Source organism: Chryseobacterium sp. CS2K3 (assembly GCF_059515185.1).
Genome location: NZ_JCAKRW010000002.1, coordinates 101817 through 125232 on the forward strand (window position 1 = coordinate 101817; position 23416 = coordinate 125232).

17 protein-coding genes are annotated in these 23416 nt (G+C 34.0%); 4 read left to right on the forward strand and 13 right to left on the reverse strand.

Translation table 11 applies throughout. The features are described 5' to 3' along the window. Nucleotides 1-257 precede the first annotated feature (257 nt). From AC5YGG_RS03655 to AC5YGG_RS03680, 6 genes are all read right to left on the reverse strand, one after another. On the reverse strand, nucleotides 258-1673 hold the full coding sequence (locus AC5YGG_RS03655) for a T9SS type A sorting domain-containing protein (RefSeq protein ID WP_496143083.1): 1416 nt from the start codon (nucleotides 1671-1673) through the stop codon (nucleotides 258-260). Between the two features lie 202 nt (nucleotides 1674-1875). Continuing rightward, complete coding sequence (gene rpsA / locus AC5YGG_RS03660; protein ID WP_068942351.1) at nucleotides 1876-3666, reverse strand: 30S ribosomal protein S1; 1791 nt, start codon at nucleotides 3664-3666, stop codon at nucleotides 1876-1878. A 476-nt stretch (nucleotides 3667-4142) separates the two neighbouring features. Further along, nucleotides 4143-5357, reverse strand: a complete 1215-nt coding sequence (locus AC5YGG_RS03665; RefSeq protein ID WP_496143084.1) for a hypothetical protein — start codon at nucleotides 5355-5357, stop codon at nucleotides 4143-4145. After that, nucleotides 5338-7791 (reverse strand): hypothetical protein, encoded by a 2454-nt coding sequence (locus AC5YGG_RS03670; protein ID WP_496143086.1) that lies wholly within the window; start codon nucleotides 7789-7791, stop codon nucleotides 5338-5340. Before AC5YGG_RS03670 ends, AC5YGG_RS03665 begins: the two co-directional genes overlap by 20 nt. Before the next feature lie 27 nt (nucleotides 7792-7818). Further along, the gene (locus AC5YGG_RS03675) at nucleotides 7819-8550 is read right to left on the reverse strand and encodes a DUF4280 domain-containing protein (protein ID WP_496143087.1); all 732 of its coding nucleotides are present in this window, start codon (nucleotides 8548-8550) and stop codon (nucleotides 7819-7821) included. Between the two features lie 122 nt (nucleotides 8551-8672). Further along, the gene (locus AC5YGG_RS03680; protein ID WP_496143088.1) at nucleotides 8673-9674 is read right to left on the reverse strand and encodes a hypothetical protein; all 1002 of its coding nucleotides are present in this window, start codon (nucleotides 9672-9674) and stop codon (nucleotides 8673-8675) included. 359 nt (nucleotides 9675-10033) lie between these two features. On the opposite strand from AC5YGG_RS03680, the gene AC5YGG_RS03685 reads away from it, so the two are divergent. Next, nucleotides 10034-11341, forward strand: coding sequence for a DEAD/DEAH box helicase (locus AC5YGG_RS03685; RefSeq protein ID WP_496143089.1), 1308 nt, complete (start codon nucleotides 10034-10036; stop codon nucleotides 11339-11341). Between the two features lie 99 nt (nucleotides 11342-11440). Here AC5YGG_RS03685 and AC5YGG_RS03690 read toward each other — a convergent pair whose 3' ends face one another. Then, nucleotides 11441-12334: an SMP-30/gluconolactonase/LRE family protein gene (locus tag AC5YGG_RS03690; protein WP_496143090.1), complete on the reverse strand. Its 894-nt coding sequence runs from the start codon at nucleotides 12332-12334 to the stop codon at nucleotides 11441-11443. Between the two features lie 256 nt (nucleotides 12335-12590). Between AC5YGG_RS03690 and ccoG the strand changes: the two genes are divergently transcribed. Continuing rightward, nucleotides 12591-14033, forward strand: a complete 1443-nt coding sequence (gene ccoG / locus AC5YGG_RS03695) for a cytochrome c oxidase accessory protein CcoG (protein ID WP_496143091.1) — start codon at nucleotides 12591-12593, stop codon at nucleotides 14031-14033. A gap of 30 nt (nucleotides 14034-14063) precedes the next feature. On the opposite strand, the gene AC5YGG_RS03700 is transcribed toward ccoG, so the two are convergent. After that, complete coding sequence (locus AC5YGG_RS03700) at nucleotides 14064-14945, reverse strand: AraC family transcriptional regulator (RefSeq protein WP_496143092.1); 882 nt, start codon at nucleotides 14943-14945, stop codon at nucleotides 14064-14066. Between the two features lie 118 nt (nucleotides 14946-15063). Further along, nucleotides 15064-17739 (reverse strand): zinc-dependent metalloprotease, encoded by a 2676-nt coding sequence (locus tag AC5YGG_RS03705; protein ID WP_496143093.1) that lies wholly within the window; start codon nucleotides 17737-17739, stop codon nucleotides 15064-15066. 178 nt (nucleotides 17740-17917) lie between these two features. Between AC5YGG_RS03705 and AC5YGG_RS03710 the strand changes: the two genes are divergently transcribed. Together AC5YGG_RS03710 and AC5YGG_RS03715 are read left to right on the forward strand one after the other, a co-directional pair. After that, on the forward strand, nucleotides 17918-18259 hold the full coding sequence (locus AC5YGG_RS03710; protein WP_065393769.1) for a MerR family transcriptional regulator: 342 nt from the start codon (nucleotides 17918-17920) through the stop codon (nucleotides 18257-18259). Nucleotides 18260-18634: 375 nt separating this feature from the next. After that, the gene (locus AC5YGG_RS03715; protein WP_496143094.1) at nucleotides 18635-19915 is read left to right on the forward strand and encodes a helix-hairpin-helix domain-containing protein; all 1281 of its coding nucleotides are present in this window, start codon (nucleotides 18635-18637) and stop codon (nucleotides 19913-19915) included. Nucleotides 19916-20000: 85 nt separating this feature from the next. Here AC5YGG_RS03715 and AC5YGG_RS03720 read toward each other — a convergent pair whose 3' ends face one another. From AC5YGG_RS03720 to truB, 4 genes are all read right to left on the reverse strand, one after another. Continuing rightward, nucleotides 20001-21224, reverse strand: coding sequence for a YncE family protein (locus AC5YGG_RS03720; RefSeq protein WP_496143095.1), 1224 nt, complete (start codon nucleotides 21222-21224; stop codon nucleotides 20001-20003). Between the two features lie 186 nt (nucleotides 21225-21410). Then, on the reverse strand, nucleotides 21411-22133 hold the full coding sequence (gene rluF, locus AC5YGG_RS03725; RefSeq protein WP_496143096.1) for a 23S rRNA pseudouridine(2604) synthase RluF: 723 nt from the start codon (nucleotides 22131-22133) through the stop codon (nucleotides 21411-21413). After that, entirely contained in the window at nucleotides 22133-22708 is a 576-nt protein-coding gene (locus AC5YGG_RS03730; RefSeq protein WP_496143097.1) for a hypothetical protein, read from the reverse strand. Before AC5YGG_RS03730 ends, rluF begins: the two co-directional genes overlap by 1 nt. Next, entirely contained in the window at nucleotides 22705-23403 is a 699-nt protein-coding gene (gene truB, locus AC5YGG_RS03735; RefSeq protein ID WP_496143098.1) for a tRNA pseudouridine(55) synthase TruB, read from the reverse strand. Before truB ends, AC5YGG_RS03730 begins: the two co-directional genes overlap by 4 nt. Nucleotides 23404-23416: the final 13 nt, after the last annotated feature.

Genomic DNA, 23416 nt, shown 5'->3' on the forward strand with positions numbered 1-23416 from the left:
TCCATTATTAAAGTCGCTAATCTACAAATAATTCACATACAAAACCTGTTTTTAAATGATTAAATCAAAAAATAACAAAACAAGAATAAAAAAAATAACAATAAAATCATTTTAAATATTATTTAAAAAATACAAATAAAATTTTATTTTTCCCTACAATACTGTGTTTAGTAAGAATTATCATAATTCCTATTATCAATTTTCTACAAAATAACATTGATAAAAAAAACTGCCCAAATGGACAGTTTTTCGTTTTACTATTTTTTAATAATCTTCTCAGAATATACTTCATTTTTATCTGTTGTCACATTCACTATATAAATACCTTCTTTTCTTGTACTTAAATCTAATTCTACTTCTTTTTCACCGCGCAGCAATTTACTATATATTGTATAACCGCTCAGATCTCTGATTTCCAGCGTTCCGGATTTAACTTCTTTATCCATAATCACTTTAAACAGTCCGTTGGTAGGATTAGGTGTCAGTTTGAAAATTTTCTTTTCTGTCTGAGGTTTTGCAGCTCTTAAAACTGGGCACTTCATCAGAATATCATAATCAAAGAACGGATAATTGTTCCACGCATAAGCAATTCTATAGCTACCATTATAAAGATATACCATAGACACTCTGAATTTTTGCTCACCTGTTGCTCCTCCGTTCACAGCATTATCAAAATCTGAAGGCTGGAAATAATAATTATAAAAGTTTCCAGGTCCAAAATTAGGAGTGAAATTTACAGGAAATACAGTACCATCCTGTAATCCTATCAGCTCTACTCTAAGGTTTACCAAAGTGGCACCAGCTGGAAGGTTATAATATCCTCCAATTCCTGCCGGACCCTGTATACATGCGCCCGGTTCATATCTGACATCTATCGTTCCCATCCCGTTGGTATTGCATATGTTCGCTGCAAGATTTATCCAGTAATCCATTTCCGGCTGCCCTACAGCAAACCCATTCGGTCTGTTATAATATAACCTTGGCAGTGTGCCAAAATCAGGATCCGCAACATTAGGCTCCAATGCTCCGGTATAAGAACCGCCTGCACTTGCAATAGATGCCGCCGCACCTACTGCTGCAGCATTTGTATTAGCATGGATCATTGTAAACTGTGCTCCCATCATTTTAAATTTCACTGCATACTCAAATGCGGCAGGATCACTATAGTTGGTATTATTATAATTCACCAGATAAGATCCGTTTAGACCTCCAGCATTTCTTTCTGCATCTGTAAATACTACAAATTTCAGCGACTGCACATTATTCAATGCTGTTTGCGGACTTATAATATCAGGACTTCCTCCTCCACTTAAAGCACCTGCAATTAATCCAAGTGATTCATGAAAAAGATCTCCAAAGTCTAGTCGTCTCTTAAAATTCTGAGCGGTAAAATAATCATTGGTAAAGTCAGATTCAATATAGATCAGGGCTTTTCCGGATCCACTAGTATCACCATATTTTCCGGTTCCGTATTGCACTACAGCAACCCTGTTTCTTGTATTACAAGCCAAAAGCTGCTCCATCAGTTTAATGGCTCCCCGTTTCATATTATCGTATTCAGCGTCGGTAGTAGAATTCCCATTATCCAGCATAATAATGTAATCTGACTGTGCTTTAAGACTGCTCCACGACATCATGAGTGCCATGAAGAAAAATAAAAATGTTTTTTTCATAGTTAAAATTTTGTTTTAGCTAATCAAAAATAACATAATTTCCTTATGAAGTGAAATAATTTAATAAAAATTAAATTATTTTTTGATATTATCAATACAGACACCAATATGACAATATTTTAGCAACAGAAAAGATTTGGGTTTAAAAAACAAAAAAAGCCGCTCAAATGAGCGGCTCCTTATTTATAAATGGATTCAAAGATTATTTACCTTCTTCCATTTTTCTTTTCAACTCTGCTAATGCATCGATGTCTCCAAGAGTAGATCTTTCTTCGTTGTTTGAAGAAGAAGATACGTTTCTAGAAGAAGATTCTTTAACGTTTTTCTTTTCTTCGTCTCTGAAGATCCCTGTGTGAGAAACTACAACTCTCTTGAATTCTTTGTTGAATTCAATTACTTTGAATTGAGCATCTTCACCTTTTTTGATTTTAGATCCATCTTCTTTCTCTAATAATCTTGAAGGGCAGAAAGCTTCAACCTCAGCATCTTCGAATTGTACAGAAGCTCCCTTATCGTGAACTTCTACCGCTTTACCAGCGTGGATAGTTCCTTCAGCATATTTAGTTTCGAATTTATCCCATGGGTTTTCAGTCAATTGCTTGTGACCTAGAGATAATCTTCTAGCTTGGATATCTAATTCAAGAACTACAACATCTAATTTATCACCTACTGCGCAGAACTCAGATGGGTGCTTGATTTTCTTAGTCCAAGAAAGATCAGAGATGTAGATTAATCCGTCGATACCTTCTTCTAACTCTACGAATACACCAAAGTTAGTGAAGTTTCTTACAGTTCCTACATGCTGAGATCCTACTGGATACTTAGCTTCGATGTTTTCCCATGGATCTTTAGATAATTGCTTGATACCAAGAGAAATTTTTCTTTCTTCTCTGTCTAAAGTTAATACTTCAGCTTCCACTTCATCACCTACTTTTACGAAATCTCCAGCAGATCTTAAGTGAGTAGACCAAGACATTTCAGAAACGTGGATTAATCCTTCAACACCTGGAGCGATTTCTACGAATGCACCATAGTCAGCAAGAACTACTACTTTTCCTTTTACTTTGTCACCTACTTTCAAGTCAGCAGAAAGAGCATCCCAAGGATGAGCTTCTAATTGCTTCATACCTAATTGGATTCTTGTTTTCTCGTCATCGAAATCAAGGATTACAACTTTTACAGTTTGTCCGTCCTCAAGGATTTCAGATGGGTGGTTCACTCTAGACCAAGAAAGGTCTGTAATGTGGATCAATCCATCTACACCACCTAAGTCAATGAATACACCGTAAGAAGTGATGTTCTTAACAGTTCCTTCAAGAACTTGACCTTTCTCAAGTTGAGCGATGATTTCTTTTTTCTGACCTTCGATATCTGCTTCGATCAATGCTTTGTGAGAAACTACTACGTTTTTGAACTCAGGGTTGATTTTCACAACTTTGAACTCCATAGTTTTTCCTACAAACTGATCGTAATCTTTAATTGGCTTAACGTCAATTTGAGAACCAGGTAAGAATGCTTCGATTCCGTGAACGTCAACGATCATACCACCTTTAGTTCTAGACTTAACAAAACCGTTAACGATTTCTCCAGTTTCGTGAAGTTCGTTTACTTTATCCCAAGCTTTAAGCGTTCTAGCTTTTCTGTGAGATAATTGTAACTGACCAGTTTTGTCTTCTCTCTTGTCAACCATTACTTCTACCTCATCACCTACTTTAAGACCTTGGTTGTAACGGAATTCGTTAAGAGAAATAACACCTTCAGATTTGAAGTTGATGTCTACGATAGCTTCTTTATCAGTTAATCTTACAACTTTACCAACTAAAACGTCATTATCGTCTAGGTTGTTTAATGATCCGTTGTAGATCTCTTCTAAATCACTTTTCTCTTTTCTAGCATCAGCATCAAGACCAGATTCGAAAGAATCCCAGTCAAATTGTTCAGGTGCTACGTTTTGGTTTAATAATAATTCTGCTGAATTTGTCTCTTTTGACATAATTCTAAATAAATTTGTATTCCTTCTCTTTCAACGGTCTTAACAAATGTGATTGAAAAATACGGAAGTTATTAATATTTAATATTTTACTTTCTTAGACCTTTAGCACAAAAAGTGGGTGCAAAGATATGATTTTTATTTGAGATAAGCAATAGTTTTGTATTTCCCTTCCAATGTTTTAAAGACATGGTTATCAATAAGATTCACGATTACTATAGAGAAGTTCCTTTGTATTATACTAAAAGTCTTCGACTTCGTTCAGCGTTACAAGGTATAGACTGAACGTATTGAAATAAATCAATTTTAATTAACTGATTTTTCGAATAATTACAAGGCAATAATTCCATTTGTGTCAAAAAATGTATCAATTAAAACTATTCTATTATTTTAATAATTTCATTAAGAACTTTTCTTTTGACAAGAGAATATTTGAAATACAAACAATATTGGGAAGAAGTCTTTTATTATATTAAACATTAGTAAGAAGCACCTGACTCAAACTCTAATGCAAAGCTGGAAGCATTTTTTAAGTGTGGCAAATTATAATAATTATTCTGCTTAAAATTTTCTTCAATTTGTTGCCAATCCTTACTATTTTCTTTATTTGAATTATAAAAAATAAGCCCTAAATAGCTAAATCGTCCAATATTAGTATTACCTATATTTTGATATTTTATAAATAAAAAATCATAAGTATTGGCTATATAAGCTCTTATTTTAATGATTTCTTTTTCGTTCCAATTATTATTTTTATCATTTACATCATATGATGCAATGGCATTTACGTAATTTTGAGTTTTTTCATTTTCTGTTGTATTGTCTTCTATATATTTTAAGATGCCTTCTCGTATTTCTAATTCACCTTTGCAATTTCTCACAAAAAGAAACTGGTTAACAAAATCATTTGCTTTAGATTCACTTCTTTTCATTACCCATCCTAGTAAATCTTTATCCTTTGTATATCCAAATATCTTAACTAATGATTCTAAAAAATATTCATCATTAGATTTTAGCCAAGCAAAACTTGCTTTATCATCATTAAATAAGTATTTGTTTCTAGAAGTAAGTACCAACTCATTTTGATAACGTATTTGTGAAAGATTTGGAACATCCTTCCATCTTGTTATTTTTAAACTCTCTTCATCAGATTTTACTTCTATTGGCTCCTTTTCTAAATTTTGAAGTTCAGGAAAAAGTTTCAAATAATCAACTACTTTTGGAATAGGAAAAAAATTGGTAATAAATTTATTTTTTTTAGATATATATAAATCTTGATTATCTGCGGTATATGGATTATATTGTAATTCTTTATTACATTTATTATTTACGTCAAGCCTAAGGTATTCGGTTGATGATGAAATATCAATTTTTCTCTTAAAAATCATTTCTACTCGTTTCACAAATTCTTCATCATTAAGTGGCCTATAACCTTTTTGAATTAAAATATTATTTTCAATCTCAACCAAAGCATCTAAGTCACCTTTACCATAATCATCATAACTGCCATATTCTTCAGCAGCTCCCGATTTAATTTGTTTTTCTAATATCTGCTTTATACTATCATTTTTCATTTCAGTAGTTTTATAGTGTTCTTTAATGTTTTCTTTCTTACAAGCCATAATAAATGGACTAATTAATAATAAAAAGAATAATATTTTCATAATTTGAATTTTATCTTGAACTTTCTCCATCTGAACTTGATTTAATATTAAGTTTTAAAATAGCATTGCTAGCTTGATCAGCATTTGAATAATTATCAGTTGATTTTAATTTATCTTCATTACGTATTGTATATCCTTTTGGTTTATAAAACCCTCGGAAAATTTTATAATGATTTATTCCTTTTTTTGTAGTCCATGAAACAAATACATTTCCACTACAATCATATGGTGAAACTTTTAACATATCACCTTGATTTCCACCCAAACAAGCATATCTCCCATCACTTAATTTACCCAATATGAAAGTTGCATGTCCTGTCGTTTGTATTTTTGTTCCACTTGCATCACAATCTGAAAAAATTGCAACAGCACCATAAAACACATCACATTTTTCAGCATTGGAACTTGTTAAAAACATTCTTGAGCCAGCAGAATGAGGTGTTTTATAGTCCTTTTGTTCAATACACCAGCATACAAAAGAAGCACACCATGCTGTGTCACTTCCGGCTTTTAAACTACCTCCCTCTTCGTGATATTTTTTTATTCTCTCATCAATAAGCCATTCTTTTTTTCCACCATATGATTTTGCTTCTATTATTGCTACTTCCATCCATGGAGTTCTCTTTTCATTTTTAGGCTGCTGCTCCTTTTTTTCACCTGTAAGTAAAACACATTCACCAACTTTAAAAATTTCTTTTGTAGGTTTATATTTTGGATTACCATTTTTATCTTTTTCAACTGTATATTCTTTGGAGTTTTTAGCATTAGCTGTTCCACCACGATAGTGTACAATTCGCTTTGCTCTTGAATTAGTAGCATCATTTAACTTATCAACTATTTGATTAACTATAGTATCATCGTTGTCTTTGGTAGCATTTAAAGCAATTGTATTTAAGGATTTAAGAACCCATTCAGCCATACCAGTTATAGCTGCTTTATGTGGTGTATAGCCGTGCTCTGGAACTTCTTCAAATACATTAACTTTACTTTGAGGAGCAATTTCATCAATTTTAGCTTGAATTAAAGAATAGTTTCCCCTACCTGTTATTTGTAACAAGCCTCTTCCTCTAAAATTCCATGCATCTTCAGGAGTTTTATTTCCATTTCTATTTCCATAAGCTATAGTTGCAATCATCTTCTCATTAGCTTTCTGATTGTTTGTTTTTCCATACTTATATGCTTCTGGTGTAGGTTTTGATTTTTTCCTATCTGCATAACTTAAACGTTCTCCATTATAACCCATATAAATGGTATTTTCCATTTTAGAACCCTTTACATGTTTACTTCTAAAATTATCAAATTGTAATACAAGTTGATCTGGAGTGTATTGTAAACCTTCACCTACTAACGCACCTTTCAAGTCTCTACCCGACTCTTCAATACATTGAGCAAAAAAATGAGCTTTTTTGGCACAAGTATTTAAGCTAAATTTTGCTCTGTAATCATTCAACGAAATTAATAATTCTTCTAAATCCTTTTTCTCTGCATTTTTAAAAATTTCTTTCAGTTCTACATATGTAAATTCATTTGTACAACGAGGGCAAATTCCACTTTGTTGAGGTGTTTTCGTTTTCCCAACATTAGTAGCAGTTTTTGTTTTTTCAGGAGTAAAAGTATTGATTACATTATCAACAATAAAATTAATAGACTTGGCTAGTAAATTTTCTTCTTGTTGTGGTTGCTTTGGCGGAGGTATATTTGTTCTTTGTGGTGTGCTGGGTTTAGGTTGTGGCTTTTTGTAATCCGGGTTAGTTACATTTACATTGGTTTGGCTGGCTCCTAATATTTTATGATCATAACTTGCGGTAACGTAAAACTCATGAAAAGCTCCTTCATTGGTGTCACCACGCATCATAAAGCGATTGGCAACCTGTTTCATTACGTTTTGATCTGCACTTAATGATATTTCCGCTTCTGCAATTCCATTCACATTTACCCTTGCAGGATAAGCCTTGTTGATACGGTTGTTTTTATTGATTTCAGCATTATGTCCACCCCCTGGTGCATCATCTTCCCATAAATGAAAATTAATGGTTTTGTTGAACATTCCCACACAATACGCTCTGGCAATTAATTTATCGGTGTAGCTGGCTTTGTTCACATCCCTTGCTCCACGATTAAAAAGAACTACTTTGGTAATTTTAAGAACTTTACCTGAAGCAGGAATTACCTGTAATTCTCCCATTTTATGGGTTTCATTTTTCTGTGTAAAAATATTCTTGGTTTCTTTATAAACTTCCAGCAAAAATTTTTCTCCTACCACCTGAGGTCCAAAGTTAAAGGGTACTGATAGACCCGTTTTCTGTGGTTTTTTAGTGATGTCTATCCATTTTCCTTTGTATAACCTTTTAATAGACCATGTATATTTAGGGTTTGTATCCAAATACGCTAACCCTAAACTATAATCTGCCAACGTATACATTTCGTCTTTTCCTGCAATAGGATTTTGAGATCCGATAATCATAATGCTAATATTTAAATTTAATAAATACTATTGATAATCATCAGAGAAATCTTTTCCCAGAATCTTTTCCTTAAACTCATCAAAATTCACAACAGGATTATAAATGTGCTGCTCCATAGAGTTGGCATTCTCAACATGAGATTTACCAATTTCACTCTGTTGTCCATGTTTCAGGATGGTGATTTTTCCTCCTGTACTGCACATCAGTTTAGAAATTTCCGTAAGACAGCTTTTTCCCATTACTTTTACTTTTTCATAAGGTTTTTGCCATTTCCCGGCTGGAGCATACGCACAAGGCAGGTAACCACCAGATGTTGGCTTAAGCTTACAATTTCCAAAAGGCATCGCCGGAGGGTCAAAAGTAAGGTCATCTTCTGTTACGGCCAGGTAATCTGCTTCTCCCTCAGCATCATTCCAGTAATGTTTCTGGTGGCTTGTTACTTCAAATTTTGGAAATTTGAATCCTTGATTACATTGCACGGTTCCTTTCTGTATGATGAAATATTTTCCTTCGTGAGAACTTGAGCTGCTATTTCCCATTTTTTCTTCATCATTCTTTTTTTTCTCTGATGTTCCGGGAGATTGTTCTTCATTGTGCTCCGGTTCTGAAGAATCTTGTGTATCCTGAATAGCAGAATCCTGAGTTCCTTCATCTTCAGAAGAATTAATAAGGGTGAGATCTTGAGATTCAGTTTCATCAGCCATCAGCCTTGGATCCTCGGGAATAAAGATCTTTTTTCCCGGAACCGGCTCCTGCATAACGTCTTCTGATGGACAATGGAGATTATGATAGGTTTTTTAAAATGCCCTCATTTTTTATTTTAAATTGCCGGGCGATTGAACTGAAGGTATCACCCTTTTGTATGACATAATTTTTCATATTATCCTTGTGTTATAGTGATATTGTGTTGATGAATAAGTTCTTCCCCATACTTGATTAACAAGGAAGCTTTGGCATGAAACAGGTTTTTATTTATCTTATGAGTGGTGTATTTTAATATAAGATCTCCTGATGACAGTTCATCGAGTCTTATTCCCCGGGTGATTTCATGTGAACTGCACCAATCTGTTATTTTACCTTTTATGGTAGTGATAACAAGATGATCATTTTCATTCTCCTGCTCAATTTCCATATTGCATTGTGTGGGAAAGGAGTTTTGGAAAAAATAAAATACTTCTGTCCAGTCCGTTTTTTTGTGAAACCATTCTATTTTAGGGAATAAGGTCTGGAAGAGCAAAGTACTCTGAAATTGCCGCAAAAGAAAATTTTCGTCTGAGATTCTATTCTCAAATGAATTCATATAATTTGTAGTGATCTCTCCGATATAAAAATCTTCAAGTTCTTTACGTTGGCCGGCAAAGGCTGCAATTAATTTCTTATGATCTGAAAATCCGCAGACCCTGCCTTGATGATCGAGCGTAAAGTCAATAGGCATAATACTTTTCATACAGGCAATGGAAAGATCACTTACTTTATCGTCAGGGATATTTCCGCCAGACCTAAAATCCTTCTGTGCATAGGAAAGAATCGTTTGACTCTTGCGCAGATTCAAATCGATCGCATAATTAATCCTTACATTTGGCTGAAGTGATCCTTCAATAGTTTCATAGACATTATAAGTCTTTGCAAAGAATGAATCTGATAGCACAGTAGAAGGAAGATTGTTTTTTCTTTCCTGTTCCTTTTCTTTTTCAGTTTTGAAATTCGTTGGAACAAGCAGGATTTTGACTTCATTAAGGTTTTCAAACCAGACTCTGTCCATTTTCTGACAAATGGAATTATGAAACAGTTTAAGTTCCTCACTGGTTATACCTATCCGTGAAGCAACGGATTTCAGCGTATCACCGTTACGTATTCTATATTCTAAATAATCGATTTCCATTAAATGTGAGTTATCTGGTAAATTTATTAAATAACTGTATCGAAAATTCATTTTGAGAGTTAAGTTTTAAAAATTGTAGTAAAACTACGACAACAGATTTTAAAAAATCTTAACTAGCCCCACAGTAAACTCAATGATTTTGTAATAAAAAATATAACAATTCCTCTCTGTTTTCCAATACCTCAATGCAATACTATGAAAATAAATACCTTCAGCCTCTTTTTATATGAAGAGAAAAATCAGTTCAATAAAAATGAACAGAAAATAAGTGTAGATAGTCTTGCAGGCCATTGCTAATTTTGAGATTCTTCATTCCAAACTCCCCTACCCTCAAACACAAAATTCACTACCTTTGCACCATGGAACTACAATCAATTTATCAAAAGCTGCAGATTCAGGATATGAATCAGATGCAGAAATCTACTTATAAAGCGTCTGAGAACAATACGGATATTGTTCTGCTCTCTCCTACCGGATCTGGGAAAACTCTGGCTTTTTTGTTTCCGGTGCTTAGAAATCTTAAGAAAAATGTTCAGGGTGTTCAGGCATTGATATTAGTTCCGGCAAGAGAATTGGCGTTACAGATTGAGCAGGTTTTCAAATCTATGGGAACAGATTTTAAGGTTTCTGTTTGCTATGGTGGACATGATAAAAAGATTGAAGTCAATAATTTAATTGAAGCTCCGGCGGTGTTAATCGGAACTCCGGGAAGAGTTACTTATCACGTAAGAAATAATAATTTTGATCCTAAAACCATCAAAACACTGGTTCTGGATGAGTTTGACAAAGCATTAGAACTAGGGTTCCATGATGATATGGAGTTTATCTGTAATTCTTTAAAAGGACTTTCTCAAAGAATTTTAACCTCTGCAACAGCAATGGATGAAATCCCTCCATTCACTGGCTTGAAGGATGAAAAAATCATCAGTTTCCTTAAAGAAAATGAAGTAAAACCTGATATTCAAATGAGAAAGGTAATGACAATTCCGGAAGAAAAACTGGATACTCTTTTCAATCTTGTTTGTAAAATTGGAAACAAAAGAACATTGATCTTCTGCAATCACCGTGATGCTGTTGACCGTATTTCTGAACTTCTTCACCAAATGGGAATCGAGAGAGAAACCTTCCATGGCGGAATGGAACAGGATGAAAGAGAGCGTGCATTACTGAAATTCAGGAATGATTCAGCAAGGATTCTTATTACAACTGATCTTGCTGCGCGTGGATTAGATGTTCCGGAAGTGGAATCTATCATTCATTATCAGCTACCTCCGAAAGAAGATGCTTTTATTCACAGAAACGGACGTACCGCAAGAATGAATGCCAAAGGTTTTGTTTATCTGATTATGAATGAGGATGATAATTTTCCTTTCATCAAAAATGATGTCCCGGAAGAAAATGTTTCCGGCTTTACTAAAGTTCCACAAAAAACACCTTTCCAAACGATTTACATCAGTGCAGGAAAAAAGGACAAAGTCAATAAAGTGGATATTGTAGGATATTTACTAAAAAAAGGAGAATTACAGAAAGAAGATGTAGGAATTATTGAAGTAAAAGATACCACTTCTTATGTTGCAGTTGCCAGAAATAAGGTAAACAGTCTCTTAAGGAAACTTCAGAATGAAAAACTGAAGGGTAAAAAGGTAAAAATGGAGGTTGCTTATTAAAAAAAAGCTGAAGATTGTTCTAAGACATTCACTACAGCCGATAAAGATATTTTAACTGCCACGAATGCACTAATAATAGGAGTGAATTCGTGGCAAAAATTATTTTATACCTCTTACTCTGGTTGTAAAAGTATATACTGATTTTGAAGCAGTGATGAAAAGTACATCATTATTCTCTCCTCCAAAAGTTACATTAGATGTCCATTTCTCAGGAATTGAAATATGATATATTTTTTTTCCATCTCGATCAAAAACATGTATTCCGTCTCCCGTTAAATAAAGATTTCCATGCTTATCCAAAGTCATCCCATCTGAACCCATTTCACAAAACAGTTTTTTCTCAGATAATTTCCCTTCTCCTAACATATCATAAACATAAGTTTTTCCGGCATCAATATCCGAAACATAAAGTTTTTTTAATGTCTCACTTCCTACAATTCCGTTGGGTTGTGTGAAGGTATCCAATTTAATAATCTTCCCTTCTTTATTTCTGTAATAAAGGCTTTTATTGGGAATCTCCTGTTTAAAATTCGTCCAGTAGTCTCTTTCATATAATGGATCTGTAAAATACATTCCTCCAAAAGTATCATTCCAAACATCATTAGGTCCATTAAGCCTTTTTCCTTCAAAACCGCTAAATAAAATTTCAACTTTTTTATCTTTTGAAATCTTCCACATCTCTCCGTTGTCATCTGAACAGGTAATCAGAAAACCTTCCTTATCAAAGTGAGTACCATTGGCTCTTCCTGTTTTATCCAAAAATTCTATCACTTGATTGGTTTTCCAGTCCCAGTAATAAATTTTGTCATTAGGCTGATCCGTAAAGTAAACATTTCCTTCATGATCTGCAGATGGACCTTCGGTAAAACTAAATTTATCTGAAACCCTTTCCGGTTTTACTCCTTCATAAAACATTTTACTTGTATTTACTGATTGGCAGTTTACTAATGCTAAAACCAAACCAATCATTCCTATTTTACAGATATTCTTCATTCCTCACTTTTAAAGCTGCAATTTACGATAAGCTTATGGGTTTTAAAAATATTTTATCCGTTTAACTTATTATTATTCAAAAAGCAAAATGTCTTAATTGTACTATTTTTGAAGTAGATCATATTAGTAGTTCATTGATATAATCCGGAGCTTTGCAGTAACAGAATCAATAAGATTTCTCCAGCTAAAAAAGGATGGAAAAACAGCATTGATCAGGATGGAAAATATTACCAAAATACTTTTATAGCATACGACAATGAGCGCAGAGTCTAACAACATCAAATCCTTAGAAATTGAAAATGAAGAGTTTAGAAACTCCGTGGGAACAATGGATGAAACCGGTAAAAGAAAATGGGTATTCCCGAGAAAACCCAAAGGAAAATATACCAATTACAGGAATTACACCAGCTATGCCTTACTTGCTTTATTCTTCGGATTGCCTTTCGTAAAGATCAATAACAATCCTTTTTTTCTATTTAATGTTATTGATAGAAAATTCTTTATCCTCGGACAGCCTTTCTACCTTCAGGATTTTTTTATTCTTGCATTAGGAGCGGTTACTTCTGTTATTTTCGTGATGCTCTTCACTGTAGTTTTCGGAAGAATATTTTGTGGCTGGCTTTGTCCCCAAACTTTATTTATGGAAATGGTTTTCCGTAAAATAGAATATTGGATCGAAGGGGACAGAAACAAGCAGATGAAACTCGACAGACAGGAATGGGATACTGAAAAAATCAGAAAAAGAGTAACAAAATGGTTTGTCTTTCTGTTGATTTCAATGGTTATATCTACTTTCATGTTCATGTATATTGTAGGCTATGAGCAGGTTTTACAGATTATGCTTGAAGGTCCGTCGGAACATCCTTTAAAGTTTATCACCATGATCTTTTTTACCCTGACCTTCTATTTTGTTTTTGCTTGGCTACGGGAGCAGGTTTGTACCTTGGTTTGCCCATACGGAAGACTTCAGGGAGTTTTAATAGATAAACAGACTATCAATGTATATTATGATTTTAAAAGAGGCGAAGGTCGTTCAAAATGGAGAAATAATGAAGACAGAAAAGCGGCTGGAAAAGGAGATTGTATTGATTGTAATCAATGCGTGGTAGTCTGCCCTACGGGGATTGATATCAGAAACGGACAGCAATTGGAGTGTGTAAACTGTACCGCATGTATTGATGCCTGTGACGAGATCATGGATAAAGTAGGTCTTCCCAAAGGGCTGATTCGCTATGCTACGGAATCTGAGATTGAGAATAGCGAGAAGTTCAGGTTTACTTCAAGAATGAAGGCTACAACCGTTATTTTAGCTTTATTAGTCGGTTTTCTTGGGTTTTTAATGTATGATCGTGGTTCTATGGAAGCTAAGTTCATCAAACCAGCCGGCTCTACATTTTTTATTAAAGAGGGTAAAATTACCAATACTTTTATCTATACTCTTTTGAATAAATCTAATGAGAAAAAGGTTTTGACTATTAAAGTTATCACTCCTGACAATGCAGAAATCAACTACTTCGGAACAGAAAAAATTATTTTAAAAGGTGATCAGATCCTGAAAGGAAATATTAATATCTCATTTCCGGAAGATAAAATCAAGTTCTCAAAACAAAATATGACCATTGGAGTTTTTGATGAAGATGGTAAGCTGGTAGATTCTTTTGAAACAACTTTTGAAGGACCATTTAAACTGGCGTTATAAGAATACTCATCAATAAATAAACATTAAACCTTAAGCCTTATATTTCCTCATAAACTGCGTAGGAGTCATTCCGGAACTTTTTCGGAAGACTCTTACAAAGTAGGAATATTCTTCGTATCCTAGTCTGAAAGCAATTTCAACCAGACTTTCGTTAAGGTACATCAGCATTCTTTTGGCTTCCAGCACTACTCTTTCAGTAATTACTTCTGTAGCTGTCTTTTGAACTATTGTTTGTACAATACGATTGAGGTGCTTCGATGAGATCCCTAATAATGCGGCATAATAGGCAATTGATTTTTGTTCTGTAAAATGCTGTTCAACAAAATTTTCGAAATCCTGATAGTGCTTAAAATATGAAAGACCAGCGGAAGAAGTATGAACATCAAAATCTTTTGTGAATAAACGGGTAGAGTTGATAAAAACCTGAGACATCAATGACAGGATCAAACCATCTTTCATAATCTCTTTTCTCTCATGTTCTTTTCCCAGCTGTTGAAATAAGTGAATGTTCTTCTGCAATTCCTCGTTATCAAGCTGAAGTTTTCTAGGAAATGATACAGAGCCGAAAAAAGGAAAATTTCGAAGTTTCTGATTCACATAATGCATTTCATAATATTCCTGCGAACAGAAAAAAATATATCCGTCTATATCTTCTGATAATTCCCAGCTATGAATCTGCCCCGGTGATAGAAAGAAAAGGCTGCCTTTCGAAACATCATACTTTTGAAAATCAATTTCATGAATTCCATTCCCTTGGGTGAAAAGTACTGCGGCATAAAAATCATGTCTATGTGGCTTTTCTATATGTCTATGCCCTACTACCAAATGATTTTTCATGGTATTAAAATAAAAATCTGAGGGATTTTTACCTGCCTGAAAAAGATCGATATGAAGGACAGAAATAGAATTCATCACTTAAAATTGATAACAGTCTATAAAAGTACTATAAATAAAGCCATACAACAAATATAGATACAAAAAGGACTGACATAAATGCCAGCCCTTTGATCATTATAAAATCTTTATCACTTTATTTGATAATCAATTTAGTGTTATAAACTCCTTTTTGAGAGTTAATGCTGATCACATATACTCCTTTAGGTACATTTACATTAAATTCTTTCGTATTATTTCCTTCACTTTTATATGATGAAGAATAAATCAATCTTCCGCTGGCATCAAGCATGGTCACCTTTATATCTCCTTTTATATTTTGGGATTTGATAAAGAAGTTTCCGTCACTTGGATTAGGATAGATTTTAATATCATCAGCTAATGGAGAAGTGGCATCTTTAGTACCCAAATTCTGAGTTTCCTGTGTACAGACCTCAAGCGACCAATTGTTTATGCTTCCGGTTGTTCCTTTCATGTTATCTGTAGCATAAAGATTCCATACTCCCTGAGCAGCATGTCCTTTGAATACATTTAAAGGCTCATTAGATTTTACTTCTCCCTGAACAGGTGATGTACACCCTACAGCATTTCCTGTATCACTGAAACTTCCCGTTATCCCGGATACTCCAGAGCATTGTCTATTCCAAAGCAAAGCAGAAGTTCCTACCGGGCTTTCAATTCCAATTGCAACTTGAGCAACGTTTGAATGAGTTACATTTGGTGTTACTTTAATCTTAGTAATTGTTCCGACATTGTTTACTGTTAAAGGAATATTTATTCTCGGAGCTGAAATTCCGTTACCTCCAGGTCCATCAGGAATGGCAACTGCACCTGCATTATATGTATAAGTAGTACAGCTTTCACCTGTCACAGAATAATCAATAACAAAGCTTGGGCTTACCGTATAATAGATATTTCCAACTGCTTCTACCATAATAAATGCATTGGCAGAAGTAGATCCCGCAGGAATTGTCACTTGTTCTGAACCATCATTAGGTGTATTAGCTGCAAGTGTTGTAAATGTCTGTCCCCCATCTGTAGATAACTTGATATTAACATTTGCTGTATTAATAGGTGCCTGATTGGTATTAGCCACATCCCAGGTTACATTAAATGCACTTCCTGAGCTTGCGGATTGCCCGAATGAAGGTGCTGTTATCTGGAAAGGTCCTGCTCCGGCATTTACCGTTACCAGCATATTATCATTATTGGTCTGTGGAGCCAATGGATTGTTATTTCTGACCGTTAATCTGAAATTCAGGTTTCTTCCCACACTTGAAACAGATTCCCAGCGGGTAGATAAAGCTCCAGCCAATACTTTATTGAATTCAGGTAAATATCTTACAGGAGTACTTTTTGGAGGAACAGATCTGAAATTAGGTCCTGAAGGCTTTGCTGGGTAAGCAAGTGAATTCAGTCCTGTTTGAGAATTAGGTGCATTATCCATTTGCTCCCAAACATAGGTGTATGACGAGCTGTTAGTATCATCAGTTGTTCCTTTTAATATATACGGAGTAGATTTTGGAATAATATAATCTGAACCTGCATTTACGGTAGGAGCAGCAACCCCAAAAGGTGTTGTTATCCCACAACTAACATTACTTATTCTGTTCTTTATTTCCGTTAAATTATAACTATGGTAATAGTCATTAGAATTATACTGAATATCATATGATCCACCCATAATCCCTGTATAAGCCATAATAGTACTTCCTCCTCCGGGTTCTACTTCTGAAGTTCCATTACCATCTAAATAATTAGAAAATGTATGATTAGCCCCCATTTGGTGTCCCATTTCATGCGCTACATAATCAATATCAAACTTATCTCCTTCAGGAAAATTATGAGCGGTCCAACCTCTGCCGGGTCTACTTCCGCATAAAGCATCAAGATAAGCAGCTCCATTACCATTTTTCTTATCAAGAAGATGTCCCATATCGAAATTTGATGCAGGAATAACAGAAATTATACCTGTATTAGCCTGATCCGGACCTACGGCTGTTATGTAAGGATCTGAAGCTGCATCTAAAAATATTACAGCATCATTATTGGCGATTAGATTAAAATGAAGTGATAATTCTTTTTCGAAAACCCCATTTAACCTTGTTAAAGTAGCATTCATTGCAGAAAGAACAACAGCTTTCTTCTGAATATCAGTTGCTGTTGAAGGAATTCCGGCAGCTGTTAAATGATATTCTGCATATTCTCCGGTACAGGAAAGTGCCATTCTGAAAACATTAAATCCTGCTGTTCTTCTACCGGTGGCGGCGTTGCTTTTTTTTTCCGCAGCACTTTTTTCTATGTGATCAATAGTAGAACATTCAAATGGTTCTTTATCCTGTCCTCGTTTTGCATTGGAATCAAAAACGGCATAAACAGTTCTGTCTTCAGTATAAGGTTCAATAAATTCTGATATTCCTGAACGGGTAATCATTGAAGAGAATCCTACAGGAGACATGCTGAATCTCAAATAAACACTCGGATCTTCTAAACTCGTTCCGACATAGGATTTAATATCAGGAAATTTAGCCTGTAATTCCGGTGCCATATTGGAAAACTCCCAAACCTGAAATCGTTCTATCTTTCCTTTGGCTGTAGGCAGCGAAACAATAGCGCCTTTTTCATTTGAAAAACGTTGAGGTGCATTTTTCAATGCCTGCTTAAGTTCATCTGTATTCAATGAATACAGCCCTGAGAATTCAAGATTTTCCTGTGATTTTTTTACTTTTTGATATTTAATTTCAGTCCTGGTCCACTGTGAATATCCTAAAAAAGGAACCAGAAATGTTAAAATGTAGAAATAACGTTTCATATCATTATAGCTTTTTGTATTTCACTAAATTACATAAAAAAAGCATTTCATAATTATTTTTCACAGAATAAAGAATAAAAAATTTAATTATTATCACTTAAAACATAATAAATCCTTTAGAAAATATATTTGGATGAAACTTTAAAAAATTTTTATCTTTGAACTTTAGTGCCGTAAAATGAAAATAAATTTACCTGATAAACTGTATTATTCGATAGGAGAAGTAGCCAAAGCATTCGATGTAAACACTTCATTAATACGTTATTGGGAACAGGAATTCCCTATCATCAAGCCTAAAAAAAATAAAAAAGGAAACCGATATTTCACTCCGGAAGATATTAAAAACTTGCAGATGATATACCATCTGGTAAAAGAAAAAGGCTATACTTTGGATGGTGCACGTGTTGCTTTGACTACCAATAGTAAAATTTCGGAAACAATTACCATTATTGATCGTCTTGAATTTGTAAAGGCTGAGCTATTAAAACTGAAAGAGTCTTTAGGAGATAGTCCTGAATAATTCACCAGCTTCATCCGCTTTATAAACTTACTTTTATTTAATACTTGATTGTATTGAATAAATATATCATGCAACTGATTTTGATTAAATTATTATGGACCAGTCTCAAAATCTAGGGATAATATTGTAGTTATTTAATTTAACGCAAAGTTTTCAGCCTCTTATCTCATATTTTCAAGGATGAAGGATGGAATCAATGAAATTGATTCCTTCTAAGCAAATGTATATCCAATAAGAATGTGACAAGTTTAAATATTTCTACAGAAAACTTGTATTTCTTTAATTTAAAAGGAGATACAGACATTATATATCTTAAACTTAACCATTTAACCGTTCATCATTGCCCCATTTTGTTTTTATTAATATGTTTACTGCATGATGAGAAAAAACTATTACCAGAAACTGGCATTAATGGTTATTGTACTGACTATTTTATTAGCCTTTCAAAAATACACCAGTAAGAGCAGAGAGCCTTTTCCTGATATAAAGTTTATTACTACTTCCGTTTCAGCTAATCTATCAGACTTTGATCCTAATATTTTAAATGAAGAACAGTGGAAGAAACTGGGTTTTTCTGAAAAGCAGGTATCTACTATTCTCAAGTATAAAGATATTATTGGCGGAACCTTCACGTCAAAAGAGCAATTGAAAAAATGTTATGCTATTTCTGAAGAAAAATTTGGAGAACTTGAATCCTTTATTTTGCTTCCTGCAAGCAGTGATAGAGACAAATACAAGGACTTTAGCAGTTTTGCAAAGAAGGAAATAATTGTATCGGGAAAATTTAATCCTGACCAGCTTTCTACAGGTGATTGGATGAAAATGGGCTTCAGTGAAAAGCAATCTGAAGCTATTTTAAAATATAAAAATTATTTAGGCGGAAGTTTCGTGAGTAAAGAGAAATTCAAGGAATGTTTTATTATTTCTCCGGAAAGTTATAATAAACTGGAACCTTATTTAATTTTACCTGCAAAAACACCGGAAAATTTCAAATCTTTTGCCTCCGGTTCTTCAACAAAGACAATAATAAAATATCACACCTTTGATCCTAATATATTAAATATTGACGGTTGGAAGGCATTAGGTTTTTCAGATAAGCAAGCTAACATCATAGTGAATTACCGTGACAGAAATCTACGTGGCAGTTTTAAAAATCTTGAAGATATACAAAAGTGCTTTGTCATTTCTGCTGAAAAATTTAAAGAGCTGCAACCTTATATAAAACTCAGTCCTGAAACGTTTAAAAAAGAGGAAATCAGGCAGGAAAAAACAGATTTTTCAAAAACGGATCTCAATGTTATTACATTTAAACAGCTTATTGAATTTGGGCTGGATGAAAGAAGTGCAGGTTCTATGATTGGCTTCAGGAAAAAACTGGGAGGTTTTATGAATAAGGAACAGATATTAAGCACTTATAATATCGACAAAGAGCTTGTACAGAAGTTACTTTCTACAGCACTTCTTGACAATTCCAATGTTCCAAGATATACTTTAACTGACGCTCCTGAAGAATGGTTAAAGGATCATCCTTACTTTAAATATTCTGCCGACAAAATTATTTTCTATCGTACGACGTATCCTGATGATAAGAAAATATGGAAGTTTTTGAAATTAAAGCCAGAATATGAAGAAAGAATGAAGTTATACATAAAATAACAGCCCTGAGATTAAAAATTTTTATAAACTCCCCAAAATAATGATACCATTTGGGGAGTTTTCATATTCAAAGTTAGGTTGTACTTTAATGATGCATATAACTGGTGGGACCATTGGTTCCTTCAATTGATTCAGGAAGTATGCCGTATTTACCCCGTAAATCTACTGTACCCAGCGTTTTTCCGGATTCGATTTCTATGACACTGATGGTACCGGAATTTAAGTTGGGAATATTCAACAGATTATTTTGTACAGCTACCACTTCTTTTCCTTTTTTAGTTTTAAAGAAAACCATATGATGTGCTCCTTTATCTGCAGTAAGGGTTTTTATAAGTTTTAATTGTGGCAGATTGCTAATATCAAAAATCAACACTTTTCCAGGATCTGCAAAGCTTACGTAAAGCCTGTTATTATCATCAATATACATTTCGAGAGTCCAGCCTAATCCTTGTGTACTTCCATCAAATATTTTGGTAAAAGCATCATATTTTTTGGTTGTAGTATTGTAGGGTGCAATCCAGATATCTCCACCCAGCATGGTAGTCGCAAGGGCATATTGTGGAAATTTACCGCGAAGTAACAGCACTTCTACCGGGCTTGACATATCTGTTGGCGAGTCTGCAACCTGATACGTTTCTTTTACCTCGTACGTATTTAGATCCAATAAGGTACAGGTGTTTCCAAAGCCACTTGTAAGGTCGGGGTGGATAGTTGAGGTCACCATCATCAGTCCTTTTTCTTCATTAACAGAAATGCCATGCGGATACATTATAAATTTATTTGGATTTTCCTGAATAGGTGCTTTGATCGTTTTAATAAGCTGATTGTTATTAGCATTAAAAACACCTACGCTGCCATCTTTCAGCCCTCCTGCTCCTCCCATGAAAGTCATAAAAAATCGCCCGTCATTGGTGAAAAATAAATTCTCTCCTACTGTATTTTCTCCTGTATCGATAGGTTTTGAACTTACTAATTTAGGTTGTCCGATTTTATCTTTCTCTGTTTTGATTTCATAAAGATAGCTTCCGCCCAATGCAGTTGTATATAACTTGTTTGCACTTTGATTATAATAGAGATGATGAGGCAGGACCCCAACGCCTAATTCCAGTTTACTGCTTATATTTCCAAAATCCGGAGCTTCGGGATCGAGCTCTATAACAGCAATTCCATCTGATTGTCCTGTCAGACTTCTGTAATCAATATAAAAAGCGGTATCGTGGGGAATTTCTGGATGATTATCGTGTTGACAATTTGAAAATATCATTAGAATCATGATAAGCGAGGGAATGTGATTAAATTTTAATTTCATGGTTTTCAATTGTTTGGTTGTTTATATTATAAATATAATACAATTTCAATAAAAAACTTAAAATATTACACCAATATGTGAATTTTATAATACTAATTACAACTTTATACAAGAATGTGATTCACAATAATGCATAAAAAAAGCAGGAGAAACCTCCTGCTTGTCATTTATATTCAAATAATAATCTTAATCAATTGTTTTACTTGAGTCTGTAAGTAAATCGTTTAATGCATTCAATTCCTCATCTGTTAAATCTCTCCATTTTCCGATTGGGAGATCAAGTTTGATATTCATAATGCGTATTCTTTTCAGCTTTTTTACTTCATAGCCAAGGTATTCACACATTCTTCGGATCTGTCTGTTCAGACCTTGTGTAAGAATGATTCTAAAGTTCATTTCATCAATCTTTTCAACCTCACATTTCTTGGTTACCGTATCCAGAATAGGAACTCCGTTTCTCATTTTTTCAAGAAACCTTGGAGTAATTGGCTTATCTACCCGAACAATATATTCTTTTTCGTGGTTATTTCTTGCACGAAGTATTTTATTTACAATATCGCCATCACTGGTTAATAAAATCAGTCCTTCACTGGGTTTATCCAGTCGTCCAATCGGGAAAATTCTTTTGGGGTGATTGATATAATCTACAATATTATTTTTCTCACGTTTTGTGTCTGTAGTACAAACAATTCCTACCGGTTTATTAAAAACAATATAAACAGGTTTATCTTGTGGCTCTCTGATAGGTTTTCCGTCTACTTCCACCAGATCTTCATCAGAAACTTTAGTTCCCAACTCTGGAATTTTACCATTAATCTTTATTCTCCCTTCTTCCAACAGCTTATCGGCAGCTCTTCTTGAACAGTAGCCTACTTCTGATAAATATTTATTGATACGTGTCTTTTCCATTAGTCTATTCCGTAAACGGTATAATTTTTATTGCTGAAAATGCTGATTCCATAGCTTAATCCGATGAAAAAACCATCATGCCCTTCTTTCAGCTTATGTGATTCAAAAACAATTCCTCCTTCCTGGCTCAGGCGTTTTGAATAAGAAACCTGCATTCCAAATCTCGCTCCCCAGAATTCGGTACCAGAAACAGCAGAATTATTAATTTGCTTTCCATAGTTCACATCAATATAAAAGGGGCGGTCTCCGGGAGAAAAAATAAATTTCGGTTGAATAACCCAATAAATCAAATGGTAATTATCCTGAGCAAAACTGTATTTAAGTCCAGTTCCTAGTGCAAAGTTAGGAAGAAAATTATATCCTCCAATAGCTGTAATTCCATAGGTAAACTTTCCTAAAGCTGAACGGGTTTCAATATACTGTGAATCATTATTTTTATGAGACTTATTATTAATATTAAAACCTGCATTCAAAGATGGATTGAAATAAAAATCCATTTTCTGTTTTTTTTCAGTATCCTGAGAGAAAGCATTTAGAAATGTAAATACAACTAAAAGGGATAGAAGTTTTTTCATGGTTCCTGAAATCTAAAATCGTTATTTAAAAACTGATCTGTAGCATCTTCAATTTTATAATCTCCAATTTTTGTTCGTCTCAATTGCGTAAGATACGCTCCCACTCCCAATTCCTGTCCGATATCATGAGCTAAACTTCTGATGTACGTTCCTTTTGAACATCCAACGGTAAAGCTTATTAAAGGAAATTCTATTTTAATATCTTTCAGGTAATGAATGGTTGTTTTCCTTGACTTCATTTCCACTTCTTCTCCTGCTCTGGCAAGATTATAAGCTCTTTCACCATCAATTTTTATAGCAGAATAAACGGGTGGTTTCTGTTCTATTTCTCCAACGAATTTTTCTAAAACTTCTTTTACCTGTTCTTCTGTAATATGTGAGATTTCCTGTTGCAGGATTTCCGGCTTTTCAGTGTCATAGGATTCTGTTTGCACTCCTATCTTGATCTCTGTCCAATATTCTTTTGGAGCATCCTGAATTTCAGGAATTTTCTTGGTAAATTTTCCGCAGCAAACGATCAAAAGCCCTGTAGCTCTTGGATCAAGGGTTCCTGCGTGCCCTATTTTAAACTTTTTAGGAAGATCAAATTCCCTTTTAAGTTTATATTTCATTTTATTGACAGCCTGGAAGGAAGTCCAATCCAAAGGCTTATCCAATAAAAATATGTATCCTGATTTCAGTTCTTCCGCCGTCATGAATGGAGATTAT